Genomic DNA, 16,822 nt, shown 5'->3' with positions numbered 1-16,822 from the left:
TTTTGCTGTTTTTTTATAAATATTTAACATACTCTATTTTTTTACTACTTTTTTAATTTCATCACCTAAAATTGGTCCAAACGTTTCAGAATAAGTGTTCGTCATGTGGTCCATATCTCTGTATACTACAATATTACCTATTATCGGTCGGTATTTACCATTAACTTTAAAATATTCTGAAGGATCAAATTGTGGTAAATCTTTCTCTTCGTTAGATATCTGTTCCCAGAATGCCTCATCTAACTGTCTATTTCCTTTATTCATTCTCTCTATCGTATCTTTTTCACCATGTTTTTCTAATTCTTCAGATACATTAAAATCATATCTTGGAATATCTCTTATAGCCATTACTTCAATGCCATAGTTATTTTTAACTTTAAGCAGTTGATCTACCATCTGCTGTTGAATTTTTTCGCTTTCTGTATCCGAAGCTGTAACATGGCTTAAAACTAAATCAATATCATCAGCTTTTTCTAGATAATTTTCGACATTTTTCACCCAATCATCTTGCAATGTATTCTTTTTATATCCAGTTGAGAACCTTGTTCCAGACCTTGTAATATTTATGACTCTGTAGTCATTCTCTTCAGCTGCCTTTATAACAGCACCTAACCAATGCTCTGAATGTGAGCTTCCAACTAATGCAATAGTTGCTTTATAATCTTTTTGCTTACCATATTTACCTACTTTAACTTCAGATTTGCTCATACTTTGGTTACTATTATCCAAATGAGATTGTGGTAAATCATCAAAGACATTAGCAAATTCAGGTTTAGGTTTGTTTTCTTTAATTTTATCTTTATCTAAATTGATTGATAAAGCTCCTGGATAGTCTTTATTTGCAACTGCTTTCTTATCTTGTATTTTCACGTATTGATTGTGTGATACTAACCCAGTAATTAATAAGATATTAACAAGCGCGATATACCCTATACGTTTAAAAGCAAGTTTATTAAATTTTGCGTTCCTAATAGGTGTTTCAATATATTTTGTCGTTACAAAAGATAAAGCTATTGATAATAATATGATGAGCAAACCAGCTACAATTCCAGGATTTTCAGATATATTATATTTATAGAATGACAATAATACCCAATGCCATAAATATATACCAAATGATACTCCACCAAGTTTGATCATTATTGGCATAGATAAGAAGTTTTTCACGCCATATTTTGTTTCTTTATTGCCTGATAAAATTATAAGTAATGCGCAAGTCATTGGCCATAATGCAATGTAACCTGGAAACATAGTTGATACATCAAATAATGCACCTGTTAAAATAAGTCCTATTAAACCAATCCAACCTATAATTTCTGCAGCAATATTCGAGATTTTAATGCTGCTCAGATTTATACATAATAATCCACCTAAAGCAAATTCCCATACTCTAGTAAATGTAATGAAATAAGCTAATGGCTGATTTATGGCTGTTAAATAAACTGAATATATAAAAGAAACAATAAATAAAAATCCTAAGACAACATTGACCAATCTTTTACCATTGGATAAACCATATTTCTTAATAAGTAATAATATTCCTGAGAATAAAATAAACCAGATTATATAAAATTGACCTTGTATTGACATAGCCCAATAATGTTCAAATGGGCTCTTCATTTGGTTAGCATCTAAATAATCAGTGTTACTAATTGCGAGTTGCCAGTTTTGATAATAAAACATTGAAGAAAACGTCTCTTTAATTGTTTTATCAAATATTGTTGACGGTAAAAAGAATATACTAAGAATTAATACTACTAAAATAATAATAAAAGCTAATGGAAATAGCCTTTTCATTAACTTCGATATGTATGGCCAAAATTTAAATTCACCAGTTTTATTTATTGTAGAAATAATAGAAGTTGTAATCAAAAATCCAGAAACAACAAAAAATACGTCTACCCCACCAGAGACTTTACCAAACCAAATATGATATATGGCAACTAATAAAGCAGCCACTATTCTTAGTCCTTCAATTTCAGGACGGAATTTTCTCTCAATATCAATTATATTTTTGTCCATTATTTACTCCATGATTTTTTATAATTTAATATTGTAAATTATACCAAAAATATAACTATTGTAAAATTAATTTTAAAATAGTTAATTTTAAGAAATCTAGTTAATGATATACAAATAATTACATTTAAAGGATAAATAAATAATATATAATTAATACAAATTGTAACTTTATGGTTGGATGTCATATATGAAAATAAGAATTTTAATTCCTTGTTTTAATGAAGAAGCAATATTAACTCAAAGTTATCAACATATTACAAAGATTTTAGATAATGATTCTCGGAAAAATAATTATGAATACAATTTATTGTTTGTAGATGATGGTAGCAGTGATAGAACTATTGAACTTATAAAAAAACAAGCTGAAAAAGATAAACGTGTTGAGTATATTTCATTAAGTAAGAATTTTGGTAAAGAATCAGCTATGTTCGCGGGTTTAACTCATAGCCAAATCTATGATGCTGTCATAATTATTGATTGCGATTTGCAACATCCTCCAGAACTCATTCCAAAAATGATAGAAAAATTTAAAAATGGTGCTGATCAAGTTATTGCAAAAAGAGATCGCAGTGGAGAAAAAATCATACGTAAACTTTATACTAAACTTTATTATAAAGTTATAAATAAACTCGTTGATGTACCAATTGTAGATGGTATTGGTGACTTTAGATTATTAAGTAATAGAGTCATTCACTCTATAATCAAGCTGAATGAATCTCAAAGGTTTTCCAAAGGTATATTCTCGTGGGTAGGATATTCTCAAGAAATTATAAATTATAAAAACCGAGAACGTGTAGGTGGAACATCTAAATGGTCCTTTTTTAAATTGTTAGATTACGGAGTAGATGGCATTATTTCATTTAACAATAAACCATTAAGACTATTATTATATTTAGGTTTTCTAATATGTTTACTTAGCATTATTTATATTTCGTATCATTTTATAAATATTCTTATGCACGGAATAGACTTGCCTGGTTATTTCACCACTATTTTTGCTGTTTTATTTTTAGGCGGAGTTCAACTTATTTCAATCAGTATAATTGGTGAGTATGTAGGTAGAATCTATTATGAAGTTAAAGCAAGACCACACTATTTAATAAAAGATACAAACTTAAATGATTACGTTTATACAAAGGAAGTTATTAATGTTAAATAAGAAAAGTTATATTGAAATCATTAAATTTATATTTGTAGGTATCATCAATACTTTAAATGACTATATTATATATATTTTTTTATTAAACATTTTAACCGTTCATTATTTATTGAGTCATATAAGTGCTTTTATTATCAGCTTTATAATTTCATACTTCTTGAACTGTCATTTTGTTTATAAAGTAACGCCGACTTTAAAAAAGTTTATTAAATTTCCTTTAACCCAAGTTATAAATATGGGGATGCAAACTATTTTACTATATATATTTGTTCAAATACTAAAACTTAATGCAGATTTCGCACCGTTTATAGGGTTATTTATAACAATACCTATAACCTTTTTGTTATCAAAAAGAATTTTAAAAGATTAAATAACATCATATTAAGGAGTAAGTAACATGTATACAAAATTAAATAAAGATTTATATATTTATTTATCACTTTTTGTTTTTTTCTAATAATGAGCACTCTCATTCCATTAACTGGAGATGATTGGACATGGAAATCATATCTAGGAATGGAGAGGTTAAAATCTTTTTTCGAAAATTATAATGGACGTTACATAAGTAATATATTAGAAATAATCTTTGTTAGATTTACTTTAGTTAGAATATTGGGCATGGCAATTTGTTCATCACTCTTCATAATTTTTATGTATAAAATTTCAACTAATAAAAAGAACCCATTATTTATATTCTATATATTATTTTTAGTATTATTAATACCTTTATCAGTATTCAGCCAAACTTTAGGTTGGACTGCTGGATACGTTAATTATGTAATTTCTGTGACCATATTACTTTATTTTATAAGCTTATATAAACAGAAGAAATATATAAAACTAAATTACTTAAATATCATTTTATATTTTCTATTTAGTGTTATAGCTATGTTGATTGTAGAACATGTTACTTTATATTTACTTTTGATTAGTTTTCTTATAAATATATATTATTACTTAAAAAACAAAAAACTAAATATATTATATTTTGTTATTTTTATTGGTCATCTAGTTGGATTCATTATTATGTTTACTAATGGAGCGTATATATCAACACTTACGGGAAAGAATGATTACCAACAACTCAATAATCACGACAATATTATTATCAGTGCAATTAAAGTATTTAATAACGAAATGACATTGTATTTATTTACGCATAACGTATTATTAATATCGATATTAACTATACTTTGTATTTCAATCACTATTTTGTTAAGTAAACACAAAAATATTAATATCTTACTTTGTAGTGTATTCATTATTTCGATAATCGTTAGTATATTTTTCAACCAATTCAAAAATATAAATTCATTAAATAATATCATTCCATCCACACTATTAATATGCTCATTAAGCTCTTTAATTATTTTTATTGTTATTAACTTTAAAGGTACTTTGTATTACACCCGATTGTTGTTCTATGTTTTTAGTATGATTATATTAACTCTTCCATTTTTGGTTATATCACCATATGGTGGTAGATGTGCATTTGCAAGTCTTATTTTCTTAATCATGATTATTATAGAAATGTCACAATTTCTTTTAGATTTACTAGGACATAAAGGTTTACATATTCGTATTCATAAATACGTAATCACATCTTTGATGGTTTTAATAATCTTACTTTACATCATACCGTTATCGTTTAATAAGTACACTGAAATTAGTAGAGATAACTATTTAAATAATTTAGATAAATTTGAAAAAGTTATAAAAATAGAACAGATACCTTTTCAGTCATATCACCATACGCCCGATCCTATCGAAGGTATATATATGACTAAATTTTATAAAACTTTACACGGTGTACCAGAAGAAACAAAATTATTACCGAAATAAAATTAAAAAGGTTTCAAAATTAAATTTGTACATAAAAACACCCAATCCGTTTAATTAACTATGGAATGGGTGTTTTTAGAATTTTAATGAGCTGATTTACTATTTTTATTTTTCAAATCTCTTAATGTCATTTTAGTTTTTAATTTTATTGCTTTCATTTGGTAACTTCTGTATGTTTTTTTAGTATGATACATGTTTAATGCTCTAGATATACTAACAAATTTGTTATGTCCTACATGAGTAGATATTGCTAATACTATGTCTTTTAATTTCTCTTTGTGCTCGTTATCTACATCTTTAATCACTTTTAAATAATTGGTCGCTGCATCAAGTAAACTATTTAAATTCTCTGTTTTTAAGTAATTATTTCTGATTAAGAAATATATGATTAGATAATCCATTCTATAACTATAATATTGGGATACATTATCCTCTAAATTCTTTAATATATTTAGAGTTCTTTTTCTCACTTTAGTTGCATCATTTAAATACTTATCTATATTTTTATAACTTGTTGCTACGATTGAATCTTCATTTCCAATATTATATAAATAAGTTAATTCATCTATAATTGTTATCTTACTATTAGCCCAAGCTGTTAAATTAAATGTATGTTCCTCACAAAATGTGATATCTTCATCAAATCTTATATTTTCTAATACTTTCTTTTTATATAATTTGCCATATGGACCTATAGATTGAATAACTTCTGGAGAATGATTTAAATCTGTATCTGAGATTGGCTTCAAGTCATTAAATGTTTTAATAGGTCGTACTTCTTCACCTACTAGATGTGATATTTGCCCAACGACAATATCAGTATTATTTGCTTCTATTGCTTCCACCATTTTATCTATGATGCCCTCACCTAACTTATCATCAGCATCACAAAACATAATGTATTCGCCAGTCGCTATACTTATACCTTCATTTCTTGTCGCTGCAGCACCTTTATTTTCTCTATTTAACAGGACAATATTATCTTGAGATAAATCACTTATTACTTCTGCACTTTTATCTTTAGAACCATCATTAATACAAATAATTTCATGGTCATATGTACTGGAAATAGATGCTATTGTTTCTTTTATTGTATTTTCAGCGTTGTAAACAGGGATAATAATACTTACTTTCATAACATCATTCATCCTTTTGTATAAAATTTATTAACTTTTCAGTTGCATTAAACTCTGTATATTTGTGCCACATTGGTTTTATATCTTTATTTATTTTGTTTTGATTTACAAGTTCGAACAATTCGTCTTCATTAAATGTTTTGTTCATCTTTGTCATTTCATAATAATATTCATTTAAACCTCTTTTTTCATTATACATATCTTCATCATAACTATAAAAAATAATTGGTTTATCTAATAAAGAAGCTTCTACACTTAAAGAACTATAGTCTGTAATAATTAGATCAGCTATTTCAACTAAAGTTTGGATATCTCGACTGTCTGATTTCTCACTATTTATACTAGGATGTAGTTTAGTGATTAATTGATATTCAGGACACGCTTGTTCAAATGCTTGTTTATTTATAGTTACAATTTCATCTGTATAATCTCTGTATGTTGGAACATATAACGCTATCTTTTTATCTTGTTTAGGTCTCGTTATTTTATGCTTATATTGATCTAATCTTGGTAAACCAAATGGTAACATTTGCGATTCTTTAGCACCAAGGCTTCTTATAAATATATCTTTCATGATATCTGAGCTAACTAAATAATAATCTGTAAATTGATAAACGGATAAATAATTTTTAATTTGTCGTTTATTATTTTGATTAATACTTTTGTCTTCAAGCCCAAATGTTTTTAGAGCTCCAGCTGCATGCCATGTTTGAATAATTTTTTGGTTTTTATTTTTTTTAATTCCGCCTAATAATAAATAATATGTATCGATAATTACTGTTTTACTACTTTTAATAGCTTTAATTTGTTGATATAAGTATTTATTTTTCAAATTAATTACATTTTCAACATCTATTGATTCTACTTCTTTCATCCATCTTGGATGTGCAATAATCGTTATTTTATAATTTTCTTGCTTCAATGCTTTAATAATCGGTAAAACGTCTTCTTTAAATGTCATAAAAACGACCACATGGTCTTGCTTAATTTTATGATTAATAAGCTTATCCAAGCCATATAATAAATACAAATATATTTGTTTAATGATATTTCTTAACATAGTTACACAACCTACCTAACTTAAGTTGAATTTATAAAATAAGGATTACTCATTTGAGCAATCCTTATTTGAATTATTTAGATTTAAATAAAGTCAGCAAACCTTTGTCTGAATTTAACATGTAGTATCGATCCAATTACAAAGAATAAAGCAATGACAGAGACATTATAAAGGGCTAGTCTCCAATGCTCAACTATGTACCAATAATCATATAATATTGCTGCTCTATATGCTTCAGCATAAAAATACACTGGGTTAAATTTCATTAACATTTCTACTATAGACCCTTTAGGAGGGACATATAATATCGGTGATAAATAAAATAACATTCTCAGAAGAGCTTGCATTGCCATTTGAGTATCTCGAATTAAAACTCCTAAAGTTGAAGTTAACATCGAAACTGAAAAAGCAAATGCATATACCATTGGTAAATAAATAAGTATTTGAAATAGATAAACAGAAGGGAATACCCCCGTTGTCATACAAATTAAAATAATAACTAAAACTAATATAATATGTCCATAGAACCTACTTGTTAGGATATAAGCAGGAATTGCTGATAAAGGGAAATTCATTTTTGCTACTTGGTTAAACTTTGTTCCTATAGATTTGGTTCCTTCAAGAATACCTTGGTTTACAAAGAACCACATACTAATACCTACTAATAGCCAAAATATAAATGGTATGCCGTCGACTGGTTCATTTTGACGTATACCGAAACCAAATGCAAACCAATAAACACCTATTTGTAGAACGGGATTAATTAATTCCCATGCTAAACCTAGATAATTATCATGGTTAGAAATTTTCAATTGGAATCGTGCTAACCTTTGAATTAAATAAAAGTTTTTAAAGTGTTCCTTTATCACTGTTAATACAGCTTGCATTAATATCACTCTCTCGCTTTTACATTTATAACCTAATCATAAATATAGCATCATTTTACGTTAGATGATATATTTATGATGGTCAATCACAGAATTATAGAACATATATAATTTACATTATTCTCACATAATTTACAATAAATTTACTAAAGCAATAAAATAATGCATAATAGTTATGTTACTAATTTTAAGGAATGGTTACAAATGAAAGAATCAGTAGTTATTAAAAACTTAACAAAAGAATATAAAATTTTCAGAACTAATAAAGAAAGATTACAAGACGTTTTTATCCCAAACTTTAAATCAAAACGCTTTTTTGCACTACAAGATATTACATTTACCGCGTATGAAGGTGATGTCATCGGTCTAGTCGGTATTAACGGCTCAGGTAAATCAACATTAAGTAATATTATTGGTGGTTCATTACAACCCACTGAAGGTAATATAGAACGTCACGGTGATGTTAATGTTATAGCTATCAATTCTGGTTTGAATGCACAATTAAATGGTATTGATAATATTGAATATAAGATGCTTTTATTAGGATTTACTAAAAAAGAAATAAAAAAACTAACACCTGAAATTATCGAATTCTCAGAACTAGGCGAGTTTATATACCAACCGGTCAAGAAATATTCTAGTGGTATGAAATCTAAGCTTGGTTTTGCAATAAACGTCACTGTTAATCCTGATATTCTTGTAATTGATGAAGCTTTATCAGTCGGAGATCAGACATTTACTAAGAAAAGTTTAGACAAAATGAATCAATTTAAAGAATCCGGAAAAACAATATTCTTTGTAAGTCATAATATTAACCAAGTTAAAGATTTCTGTACAAAAATAGCTTGGATTGAAGCCGGTGCATTAAGAGAATTTGGTACAGCCGAAGAAGTTCTTCCAAAATACCAAGCGTTTCTACAAGATTTTAATAAAAAATCGGCTAAAGATAAGAAAGCTTTTAAAGACGAATTAGATGCTACAAGATTTTACGTTAAATAAAAAGATTTCATACTCCCACCTTAATAGCAGAGACTGAGACATAAATGAATGCCTCAGTCTCTTTTGTTATATTGGAAGTAGCTGACTGGATTAAAAATGTACTTATCTCAAGTTTTTTCAACCCTAGTCATTCTTGGCAAGACAATTCTACGAAATCTTTTAAAAAAATTTTCTGTCCCGTCCCTACTTTTTTATTAACATTTCATTATTTCTATCTTTGTTACACCTTCACTATTTGAACATCTTATTAACGTTTCTTGTTCTTCTTTATATAACTTTTCATTTATTGAAATTGGTTGTTTATATTTTATTTTGAAACTATTCCATTCAACGTTATGTAATAGCCACTCACAAACAAGTTGTCCTGGAACAATTTCATCATGTACTGGGTTTGAATCCTCAATCAATTCTAAATAGTTTTGAACCATTCGATGATCAAACTTCATTAATATTCACTCTTTTCGACAAATGTTTGTTTTATTTTTAAATAAGTTGTTTTATCTTTTGAAATCATTAAGCAAAATGTATGCAGATTATATTTTTTTAATTGCTTTGAAGTCTCTTTATATAATGTTGCATTATATGGGATGTCTACTTTTAATCCTTTGTATGAATTAACTTCAGTTTCTCTTAATAAAATTTCCTTATTAATATAGCGACTAAATATTTTGAATTTAGGCCAAACTTTTGCAATATATAATGGTGGAACATAAAGACTATCCTCGTTTATATAAACTAACATTTTATAATTTTCTACATCTTTAAGATTAAACGAAACTTCAATCTTCTCTTTTCCATCGTTTAAATAATGTCGCATGTCCCATACCGCCTCCTATACCCATAGTAGCTATGGAATATTCCATTTGCTTCATATGATATAACCTCGTTACTAGTTGTGCTCCACTAGCTCCGTATGGATGTCCTATTGCCAATGCGCCACCATAAATATTAAATTTAATATCTGGAATATTTAACAACTCTTTTGATGCTAGTACTTGTGAGCTAAATGCTTCATTAAATTCAACGACATCAATATCTTTAATTGATAAATGTTCTCTTTTTAATAATTTTTCAACTGCTGGTACAGGTCCAATTCCTAACAAATTAGGATTCACGCCAGAAACAGCACTATTCACAAATTCTAAACCTTCTTTATAGCCTAATGAAATAGCTTTCTCTTTACTCATAATAAGCAGCAATACTGCGCCATCATTTTTCATACAACTATTACCTACTGAGACCGTCCCATTTTGAATAAATGGTTTTAATCTAGATAAAGTCTTTAAATTTAATCTAGGTTTTATACTTTCATCTTTATCAACAGTTTCATTTCTTACTTTTAGTGGTAAGATTTCTTGTAATAAATGTCCTTGTTTAATAGCCTGCAAAGTCTTTTGATGGCTACTATAAGCATACTCGTCTTGAGATTTTCGAGATACATTATATACTTGTGCAACATTTTCAGCCGCTTCAATCATAGAAGGATCGGATCCTTCTGATGCAAATGAAGCTCGCTCATAAAACTGTGGAGGTTCAGTTTCATATATTGATTGTGGTCGTTTTATTCTCCAAGGAGCTCTACTCGTACTTTCAACACCTCCAGCTATATATACTTCACCAGCATTTGCTTGAACCATCCTACAAGCATATGTAACAGCTTCTAATCCCGAGCCACATTGTCTATCTACCGTTACCCCCGGTATATGTTGTGATAGTTTAGCTTCTAATAAAGATTTTCTAGCTATATTTCCACCGTTCCCTATCACATTTCCCAAAACAACCTCTTCTAAGTACTCTATTGCTTCATTATGATTATCTTTCAAATAATTATAGAGTGGTTGTAATAATTCTTCAGGTTCCAAATGTTTAAGAATGCCGCCATATTTTCCAAAAGGAGTCCTTTTTGCTTCTACAATAACTGCTTCCATTTTGCACCGCCTTCTTTATAAGCCTCTTCTATCAAATTCCTAGCTATTTTATGACTAGATGTATATAAGAATTTTTGAATTTTAATGAGTTTTGATGGAATTTCATATCGGTTTAAACCTATGCTTAGTAATGTACGTTTCAATTCCACATGAGAAAGAAATGTACTTCCTTTATATAACAAAACCGCTATTTCACCAAATTTATTATGTTTCTCACTTAAAATCATTACCTCATCAATACCATCTAATTTAACTAGTTCTTGTTCTATGATTTCTGGGTAGATGTTTCTTCCTCCTATAATTAACCGATTGCTTTCTCTACCGTATAAGTATAGTTCTCCGTTTTCAGAGAGAGAAGCCCAGTCACCAACCTTCACCCAATTTACTTCTATATTATCATCTAAATATCCGCTAAAAGTCATATCACTTTTAACGTACAATTTACCTATATTATTTTGATCTTTATCCTTTAATTTTACTTTCACGCTTGGAAATAAATAGCCTACTGAATTATATGCTGCTTTACCATCTATATTATAACTAATAAAACTAGCTTCAGAACTTCCAAAAAACTCAATTAATTTAATTTCAGGATATATTTCTTTAAATTTGTTGAACATTGGAAGAGAAAGTTTAGAACCAGAAGTAAATATAGTCTCAACTTTATTTAATTTTAGATTATGATTCATCATACTGTGTAACATTGTAGGTACTATAAACATTGCTTTTGAATCTGTATTTTGTTGTAATACTTTTGACAAAGATAACGTATCAAATTGTACCTGCCCAATAAACGCTCTACCAGTACATAGTGCATAAATCATAACATATAAAGATAATGAATGAGCATGAGGTCCTGGCGCAACTAACACATCGATATTATTATCAATTAACATATCATTGTATTCAAAAGATTTAACCCACGATTCATGATTTCTTAAATATGCTTTAGGTAATCCTGTTGTTCCTGAGGTAAATCCAATATGCAATATATTTTCTAGTTTATCTTTAAGTGGCATATTATATTTAAATACATTTGATTTATTATTGATCAATCCATCAAGGTTATATTCCTCGATTAAGCAATCCAATTTATCTTTGTTTAAATGAGGGTCAATTACACACGGTATTTGTTTATTGATTAAAATAGCAACATACCACTTTATAAATGATATTGGATTTTCTATAGCAATACCTATTTTCGCATTATTAGGAAATTGTTTTAATTTATAAACTAAATGATGTGAATCTTGCCATAATTTTTGATAGCTCACTTGGTCATTTCCAACAATCATAGCTGCATGTTTACTCTTGTTTACTACTTGTCTCTCAATTAATGATAATATATTCATAAAAGTGACTCACTTTCTAATTAAGTTAGTTTTATTTTATCACTTTCAAAAATAAATAATAAAAAATACCTTGTTATAAATTAAACTAATTAAATAGCTAATTCATATAACAAGGTATCTAAAATCACTTTGATTTATCTCGTCTTCATATAATCATGCTTGCCTTTCTTAGGCACTATACGTTTTTGAATTTGAACTTCTTTCATAAAGAGTGGTATTTTCATCGCACGTTCAACTCGTTTTAAATCTGTAATAATACGATATAACCATTCTAAGTTAAGTTTTTGAAAGACTTCAGGAGCACGTTTAACGTTACCACTAATAACATCAAATGAACCTCCTACACCCATCATAACTGTGTGTTCAAAATGGTGACGGTTGTAATAAATCCAATCTTCTTGTTTAGGGAAGCCCATTGCAACAAAAATAAAATCAGGATTGAATTTTTTTACTTTCTTCGTTACTTTATAATCTAATACATGTTTATAACCATGTTTATGATCAAATGTAATGTTAGGATATTGTTCTTCTAATATCTTTCTTGTTTCTTTAACGCCTTCTTTTGAAGAGCCGAGTAAGAACACCTTCTTACTACTAGCATTTGCGATATTCAACATTTCTTCCATTAATTCAATACCAGGTACGCGTTCTTTTAATGGTGTTTTTAAATATTTGGCAGCTTTCACAATACCAATACCATCTGGAACAATATAGTCTGCATGTTTAATGCGTCTTTGGTAATGGTTATTGTTATATGCATAGTGAGCAATCTCTGGATTTGCAGTTACGATAAAGAGATTATCAAATGTATCTTGATTGATAAAATATTTCACACGATCTAATATTTCATTTGCCGTTAGGTTTGCAAATGGCAAACCAAGCACATTAATCGTTTGTGGTTTTATAACATCGTAAGTATTATCTTTATTCAGTACTATTTGCTCACTCGCTCTACTTAAATCTTTTTCAAGCACTTTTGCCATTTGTCTCACCTCACATTCTTCACTATAATTTACACCATTTCCATAAATTTTACAACAATTTAACATTACAACAATTGGTTTCAATAAACATAATTCATTTAAATTGTTGAATTTTACTTGTAAAATCGAGTATGATGTATAATATGCAAAAATAAATAAAGACTACAGACAGAAGGGTATATATATAATATGAAGAGATTCGCAAAAATAGGCTTAATTTTAATGTCAGTCGTTCTTATGATTTTACCTGTTGTATTCGGCCTAATGCTTTATCTTGAAACTAGAGGTGCTATTAATGATTCGTTCCTAGAATCCAATAAAAGCAAATCTTCTTTAAGAGATAAACCAGTAGATCCTAGTTTAGATCATATATCAGTATTATTTTTAGGTGTCGATGATAGCTCATCAAGACGTGAAGGCGGCCAAAAAGCTAATCAATCACGCACAGATGCTATGATTTATACAACATTTAATAGAGATAAAAAACAAATTAGAATGGTCAGTATTCCAAGAGATACGTTGAGTTATGTCCCAGCAGTGAAATATTATGACAAAATCACACATGCTCATGCTATTGACGGTCCTGAAGGTTCAATGGATAGTGTAGAATCAACTTTAAATGTTCCTGTTGATTACTACGCGAGAATAAATATGGAAGCATTCGTTGAAGTAATAGACGAACTTGGCGGTGTAGAATTTAATGTGCCATTTGATTTAAATGAACCTAACACGGAGGATAAAGGTAGAATTAAAGTCAAAAAAGGTAAACATAACCTAAGCGGTGATGAAGCACTAGCTGTTGTCCGTTCTAGAAAACAAGATTCAGATTTAGAACGTGGTAAACGTCAAATGGAAATGATTAAAGCAATCATTAGAAAAGCGCAAGAAACAAATTCTATTAATAAATTAGATGACTTAGTGAAAATAGTTGGTAAAAATGCTAAACATAATTTCTCTTTCAAAGATATTCAAAATTTAGCAACAACTTATTCATCTAGTAAAGTTAAAATCAAATCTGAACAACTAGTTGGTACAGATTCTAATGTGAATGGTGTTTATTTCTTCAACCCAGATTTAGATAATTTAGTTAAACTCTCAAATAAATTGAGAAAAGACTTAAAATTGTCAACTACTAAGAAAACAGATTTTATGAATTATCTCATGATTCAAGCGTATGGTGATTTGATGCCGTATGTTGAAGTTACTAAAAAGCAATTACAAGACGGTACAGCCGATACAGATGGTAATGATACCGTTGAACCTGCTGTAGAACCGGCACCTGAAGAGTCTGTAGAACAACCACCACAAGAGCAGGAACAACAAGTACCACAACAAGAAGCAGTACCAGATCAAAATGTTCCTTCCAATGATGCACCTGCACAAGAACAGGAACAACAAGTACCACAGCAGAATGCACCAGCTCAGGAAGCTCCAGCTCAAAATAATCAAGGATTTAATCAAAGTGCAGAACCTAGCCCAGACCAATATTAAGAAAGGAGGCATAATATGACAAAGCGAAAAACATACGAAAAATATGAACAAATCAATAAAATGTTCGATGCATTAGAAAATCAAATTGTTCATGCGGGAGATTTATCACACTTCAGAAAAAATCTATATTTCGTTAATCATGAACATCGGGAAAATTATGAAGCTTTAATAGTTTATTATAGTCAAGCTGAAAATGACCCTGTTGTTGATGGCGCATGTTATGTCATTGCGATACCAGAAATATTTAATGTCATCAATATTTTTGAAAATCCACTTCCTTTTTCATGGGTGTATACAGAAACAGGCTTAACTGAAGAAATGCAATCACTAAGTGTGCACTTACAATACCTTGTAGCAGCAGCACTTGAAACAAGTCAAATTCAAATTTTTACACCAAGCGGCTATACAATGGGTGTAACAAATTGGAACATTCACCAACTAAGACTTTTTTGGCAATATACAGCTATCGTCAGAAGAGAAGCATTATAAATATAGATAAAGTTCGGAAATCTCTTTCCTTACAAAAAGCTCACAATCCACTGTTTTTCAACAATTGGATTATGAGCTTTTTTTTTATATTTCATTTTAATGTATAATAAATCCATTCACTTTTAGGAGGAAATATTATGATAAAAATAGTTGAAAATGATAAAGAGAAAAATGATTCGCTTAACATTAGAAAAGAAGTTTTTGTAAAAGAACAAGGTGTAGCTTTAGAAGCTGAAATAGATAAATTTGAAGATATAGCTAAACACGTTATTCTATATCATGAAAACCAACCTGCTGCTGTTGGTAGATATAGAGCATATGAAGATGGCTTAGCTAAAGTAGAACGAGTAGCAGTGTTAAAACCATTTAGAAGTTTCGGTTACGGCAAAGATGTGATGAATTTTATAAATGAAAAAGCAAAAGAAGATGGTTTCATTGGAACAGCATTAAATGGACAATCACATGCTAAAGTATTTTATGAAAAATTAGGATATAAAGCTGAAGGCGAGGAATTTTTAGAAGAAAACATCCCCCACTTTTACATGAAAAAGCTTTTTTAAGTTATAAAAATTATTAATACAAAATATTAAAGTTAGATTACAAATCTGTATTTTTAGGATTATTTCTTCTAATAACCTTTATACTTAGTATTAAATAATATAATACCTATTTCAAAGGAGATTGTATATGGATAAAAAATTCTATTATAAGACACCCGCAATTGTTGCCATGACGTTAGCAGGTACGACACTTGTAACTCACCAAGTTAATGCCGAAGAAACAAAGAGCAATAAAGATTCGAACATCATTGAACAACACGATAATGCAAATCAAATTCAGAAAGAAAAACAAGAATTACAAAACCAATCTTTAAATATTTCTGGTAGTAAAGAATACAAAGACCCATCAATTATTGATGACGTTGAAACTACAGAACAACAAACTTCAAATGAGACTACACAAGAAAATAATTATTCCAATGTAGCTAATAATTCTATTGAAAATTCTAGCAATCAAGAAAAGGCTCAAGATGACGCTACATCTGATAATGTTTCTGCTGAAGATAATACATCTGACGTAGAGCAAGCGGAAGATGACAATGCTTCTGATGACACTACATCTGATAATGTCACTGCTGAAGACAATTCTTCTGACGTAGAACAAGACTCTGATGTTAATGCTAATGATCAAGAGCAAGCGGAAGATGACAATGCTTCTGATGACGCTACATCTGATAATGTTTCTGCTGAAGATAATGCATCTGACGTAGAACAAGACTCTGATGTTAATGCTAATGATCAAGAGCAAGTGAAAGATGACAATGCTTCTGATGACGCTACATCTGATAATGTTTCTGCTGAAGATAATACATCTGACGTAGAGCAAGACTCTGATGTTAATGCTAATGATCAAGAGCAAGTGAAAGATGACAATGCTTCTGATGACGCTACATCTGATAATGTTTCTGCTGAAG

The 16,822-nt window shown here is 28.9% G+C and carries 17 protein-coding genes; 8 read left to right on the top strand and 9 right to left on the bottom strand.

Features of this window, described 5'->3' with window-relative positions:
* Positions 1-33: 33 nt before the first annotated feature.
* Entirely contained in the window at positions 34-2,022 is a 1,989-nt protein-coding gene (locus tag LQ615_RS10285) for an acyltransferase family protein (protein ID WP_103269303.1), read from the bottom strand.
* A gap of 187 nt (positions 2,023-2,209) precedes the next feature.
* Between LQ615_RS10285 and LQ615_RS10280 the strand changes: the two genes are divergently transcribed.
* From LQ615_RS10280 to LQ615_RS10270, 3 genes are read left to right on the top strand one after another with little or no spacing between them, the layout of a single operon-like run.
* Positions 2,210-3,181 (top strand): glycosyltransferase family 2 protein, encoded by a 972-nt coding sequence (locus LQ615_RS10280; protein WP_070045541.1) that lies wholly within the window; start codon positions 2,210-2,212, stop codon positions 3,179-3,181.
* Positions 3,171-3,551, top strand: coding sequence for a GtrA family protein (locus LQ615_RS10275; protein ID WP_070045539.1), 381 nt, complete (start codon positions 3,171-3,173; stop codon positions 3,549-3,551). The genes LQ615_RS10280 and LQ615_RS10275 overlap by 11 nt, the downstream gene beginning before the upstream one ends.
* 53 nt (positions 3,552-3,604) lie before the next feature.
* Positions 3,605-5,023: a DUF6056 family protein gene (locus LQ615_RS10270; RefSeq protein ID WP_338107654.1), complete on the top strand. Its 1,419-nt coding sequence runs from the start codon at positions 3,605-3,607 to the stop codon at positions 5,021-5,023.
* A gap of 83 nt (positions 5,024-5,106) precedes the next feature.
* Here LQ615_RS10270 and LQ615_RS10265 read toward each other — a convergent pair whose 3' ends face one another.
* The 3 genes from LQ615_RS10265 to LQ615_RS10255 form a co-directional block, all read right to left on the bottom strand.
* A complete protein-coding gene (locus LQ615_RS10265; RefSeq protein ID WP_016999631.1) occupies positions 5,107-6,159 on the bottom strand; it encodes a glycosyltransferase family 2 protein in 1,053 nt (350 codons plus the stop codon).
* Positions 6,160-6,163: 4 nt separating this feature from the next.
* Positions 6,164-7,219 carry a CDP-glycerol glycerophosphotransferase family protein gene (locus LQ615_RS10260; RefSeq protein WP_070045536.1) on the bottom strand — a complete coding sequence of 352 codons (1,056 nt, stop codon included), beginning with the start codon at positions 7,217-7,219 and terminating at the stop codon, positions 6,164-6,166.
* Positions 7,220-7,302: 83 nt separating this feature from the next.
* The gene (locus LQ615_RS10255) at positions 7,303-8,106 is read right to left on the bottom strand and encodes an ABC transporter permease (RefSeq protein ID WP_016999630.1); all 804 of its coding nucleotides are present in this window, start codon (positions 8,104-8,106) and stop codon (positions 7,303-7,305) included.
* Positions 8,107-8,310: 204 nt separating this feature from the next.
* On the opposite strand from LQ615_RS10255, the gene tagH reads away from it, so the two are divergent.
* A complete protein-coding gene (gene tagH, locus LQ615_RS10250) occupies positions 8,311-9,105 on the top strand; it encodes a teichoic acids export ABC transporter ATP-binding subunit TagH (protein WP_016999629.1) in 795 nt (264 codons plus the stop codon).
* 194 nt (positions 9,106-9,299) lie between these two features.
* On the opposite strand, the gene LQ615_RS10245 is transcribed toward tagH, so the two are convergent.
* From LQ615_RS10245 to LQ615_RS10225, 5 genes are all read right to left on the bottom strand, one after another.
* Positions 9,300-9,551 carry a hypothetical protein gene (locus LQ615_RS10245; protein ID WP_070045535.1) on the bottom strand — a complete coding sequence of 84 codons (252 nt, stop codon included), beginning with the start codon at positions 9,549-9,551 and terminating at the stop codon, positions 9,300-9,302.
* Positions 9,551-9,922 (bottom strand): hypothetical protein, encoded by a 372-nt coding sequence (locus tag LQ615_RS10240; protein ID WP_070045533.1) that lies wholly within the window; start codon positions 9,920-9,922, stop codon positions 9,551-9,553. The genes LQ615_RS10245 and LQ615_RS10240 overlap by 1 nt, the downstream gene beginning before the upstream one ends.
* A complete protein-coding gene (locus LQ615_RS10235; protein WP_070045532.1) occupies positions 9,885-11,033 on the bottom strand; it encodes a thiolase family protein in 1,149 nt (382 codons plus the stop codon). Before LQ615_RS10235 ends, LQ615_RS10240 begins: the two co-directional genes overlap by 38 nt.
* A complete protein-coding gene (locus LQ615_RS10230; protein ID WP_103269496.1) occupies positions 11,015-12,385 on the bottom strand; it encodes an AMP-binding protein in 1,371 nt (456 codons plus the stop codon). The genes LQ615_RS10235 and LQ615_RS10230 overlap by 19 nt, the downstream gene beginning before the upstream one ends.
* A gap of 134 nt (positions 12,386-12,519) precedes the next feature.
* Entirely contained in the window at positions 12,520-13,368 is an 849-nt protein-coding gene (locus LQ615_RS10225) for a WecB/TagA/CpsF family glycosyltransferase (protein ID WP_016999624.1), read from the bottom strand.
* Positions 13,369-13,557: 189 nt separating this feature from the next.
* Between LQ615_RS10225 and LQ615_RS10220 the strand changes: the two genes are divergently transcribed.
* The 4 genes from LQ615_RS10220 to LQ615_RS10205 form a co-directional block, all read left to right on the top strand.
* Complete coding sequence (locus LQ615_RS10220) at positions 13,558-14,859, top strand: LCP family protein (RefSeq protein WP_103269497.1); 1,302 nt, start codon at positions 13,558-13,560, stop codon at positions 14,857-14,859.
* Positions 14,860-14,874: 15 nt separating this feature from the next.
* On the top strand, positions 14,875-15,348 hold the full coding sequence (locus LQ615_RS10215) for a DUF2538 family protein (RefSeq protein WP_016999622.1): 474 nt from the start codon (positions 14,875-14,877) through the stop codon (positions 15,346-15,348).
* Between the two features lie 137 nt (positions 15,349-15,485).
* The gene (locus tag LQ615_RS10210) at positions 15,486-15,908 is read left to right on the top strand and encodes a GNAT family N-acetyltransferase (RefSeq protein WP_239703990.1); all 423 of its coding nucleotides are present in this window, start codon (positions 15,486-15,488) and stop codon (positions 15,906-15,908) included.
* A gap of 127 nt (positions 15,909-16,035) precedes the next feature.
* Positions 16,036-16,822, top strand: a 787-nt coding sequence (locus LQ615_RS10205; RefSeq protein ID WP_239713576.1) for a midas domain-containing protein, incomplete at its 3' end; no start/stop codon positions are given.

It is taken from the genome of Mammaliicoccus sp. C-M13 (assembly GCF_022386845.1).
In the GTDB taxonomy this organism is placed as follows: Bacteria; Bacillota; Bacilli; order Staphylococcales; family Staphylococcaceae; genus Mammaliicoccus; species Mammaliicoccus lentus.
Note: the sequence above shows the minus strand (reverse complement) of the source record. Positions and strands in the feature narration are given on the sequence as shown.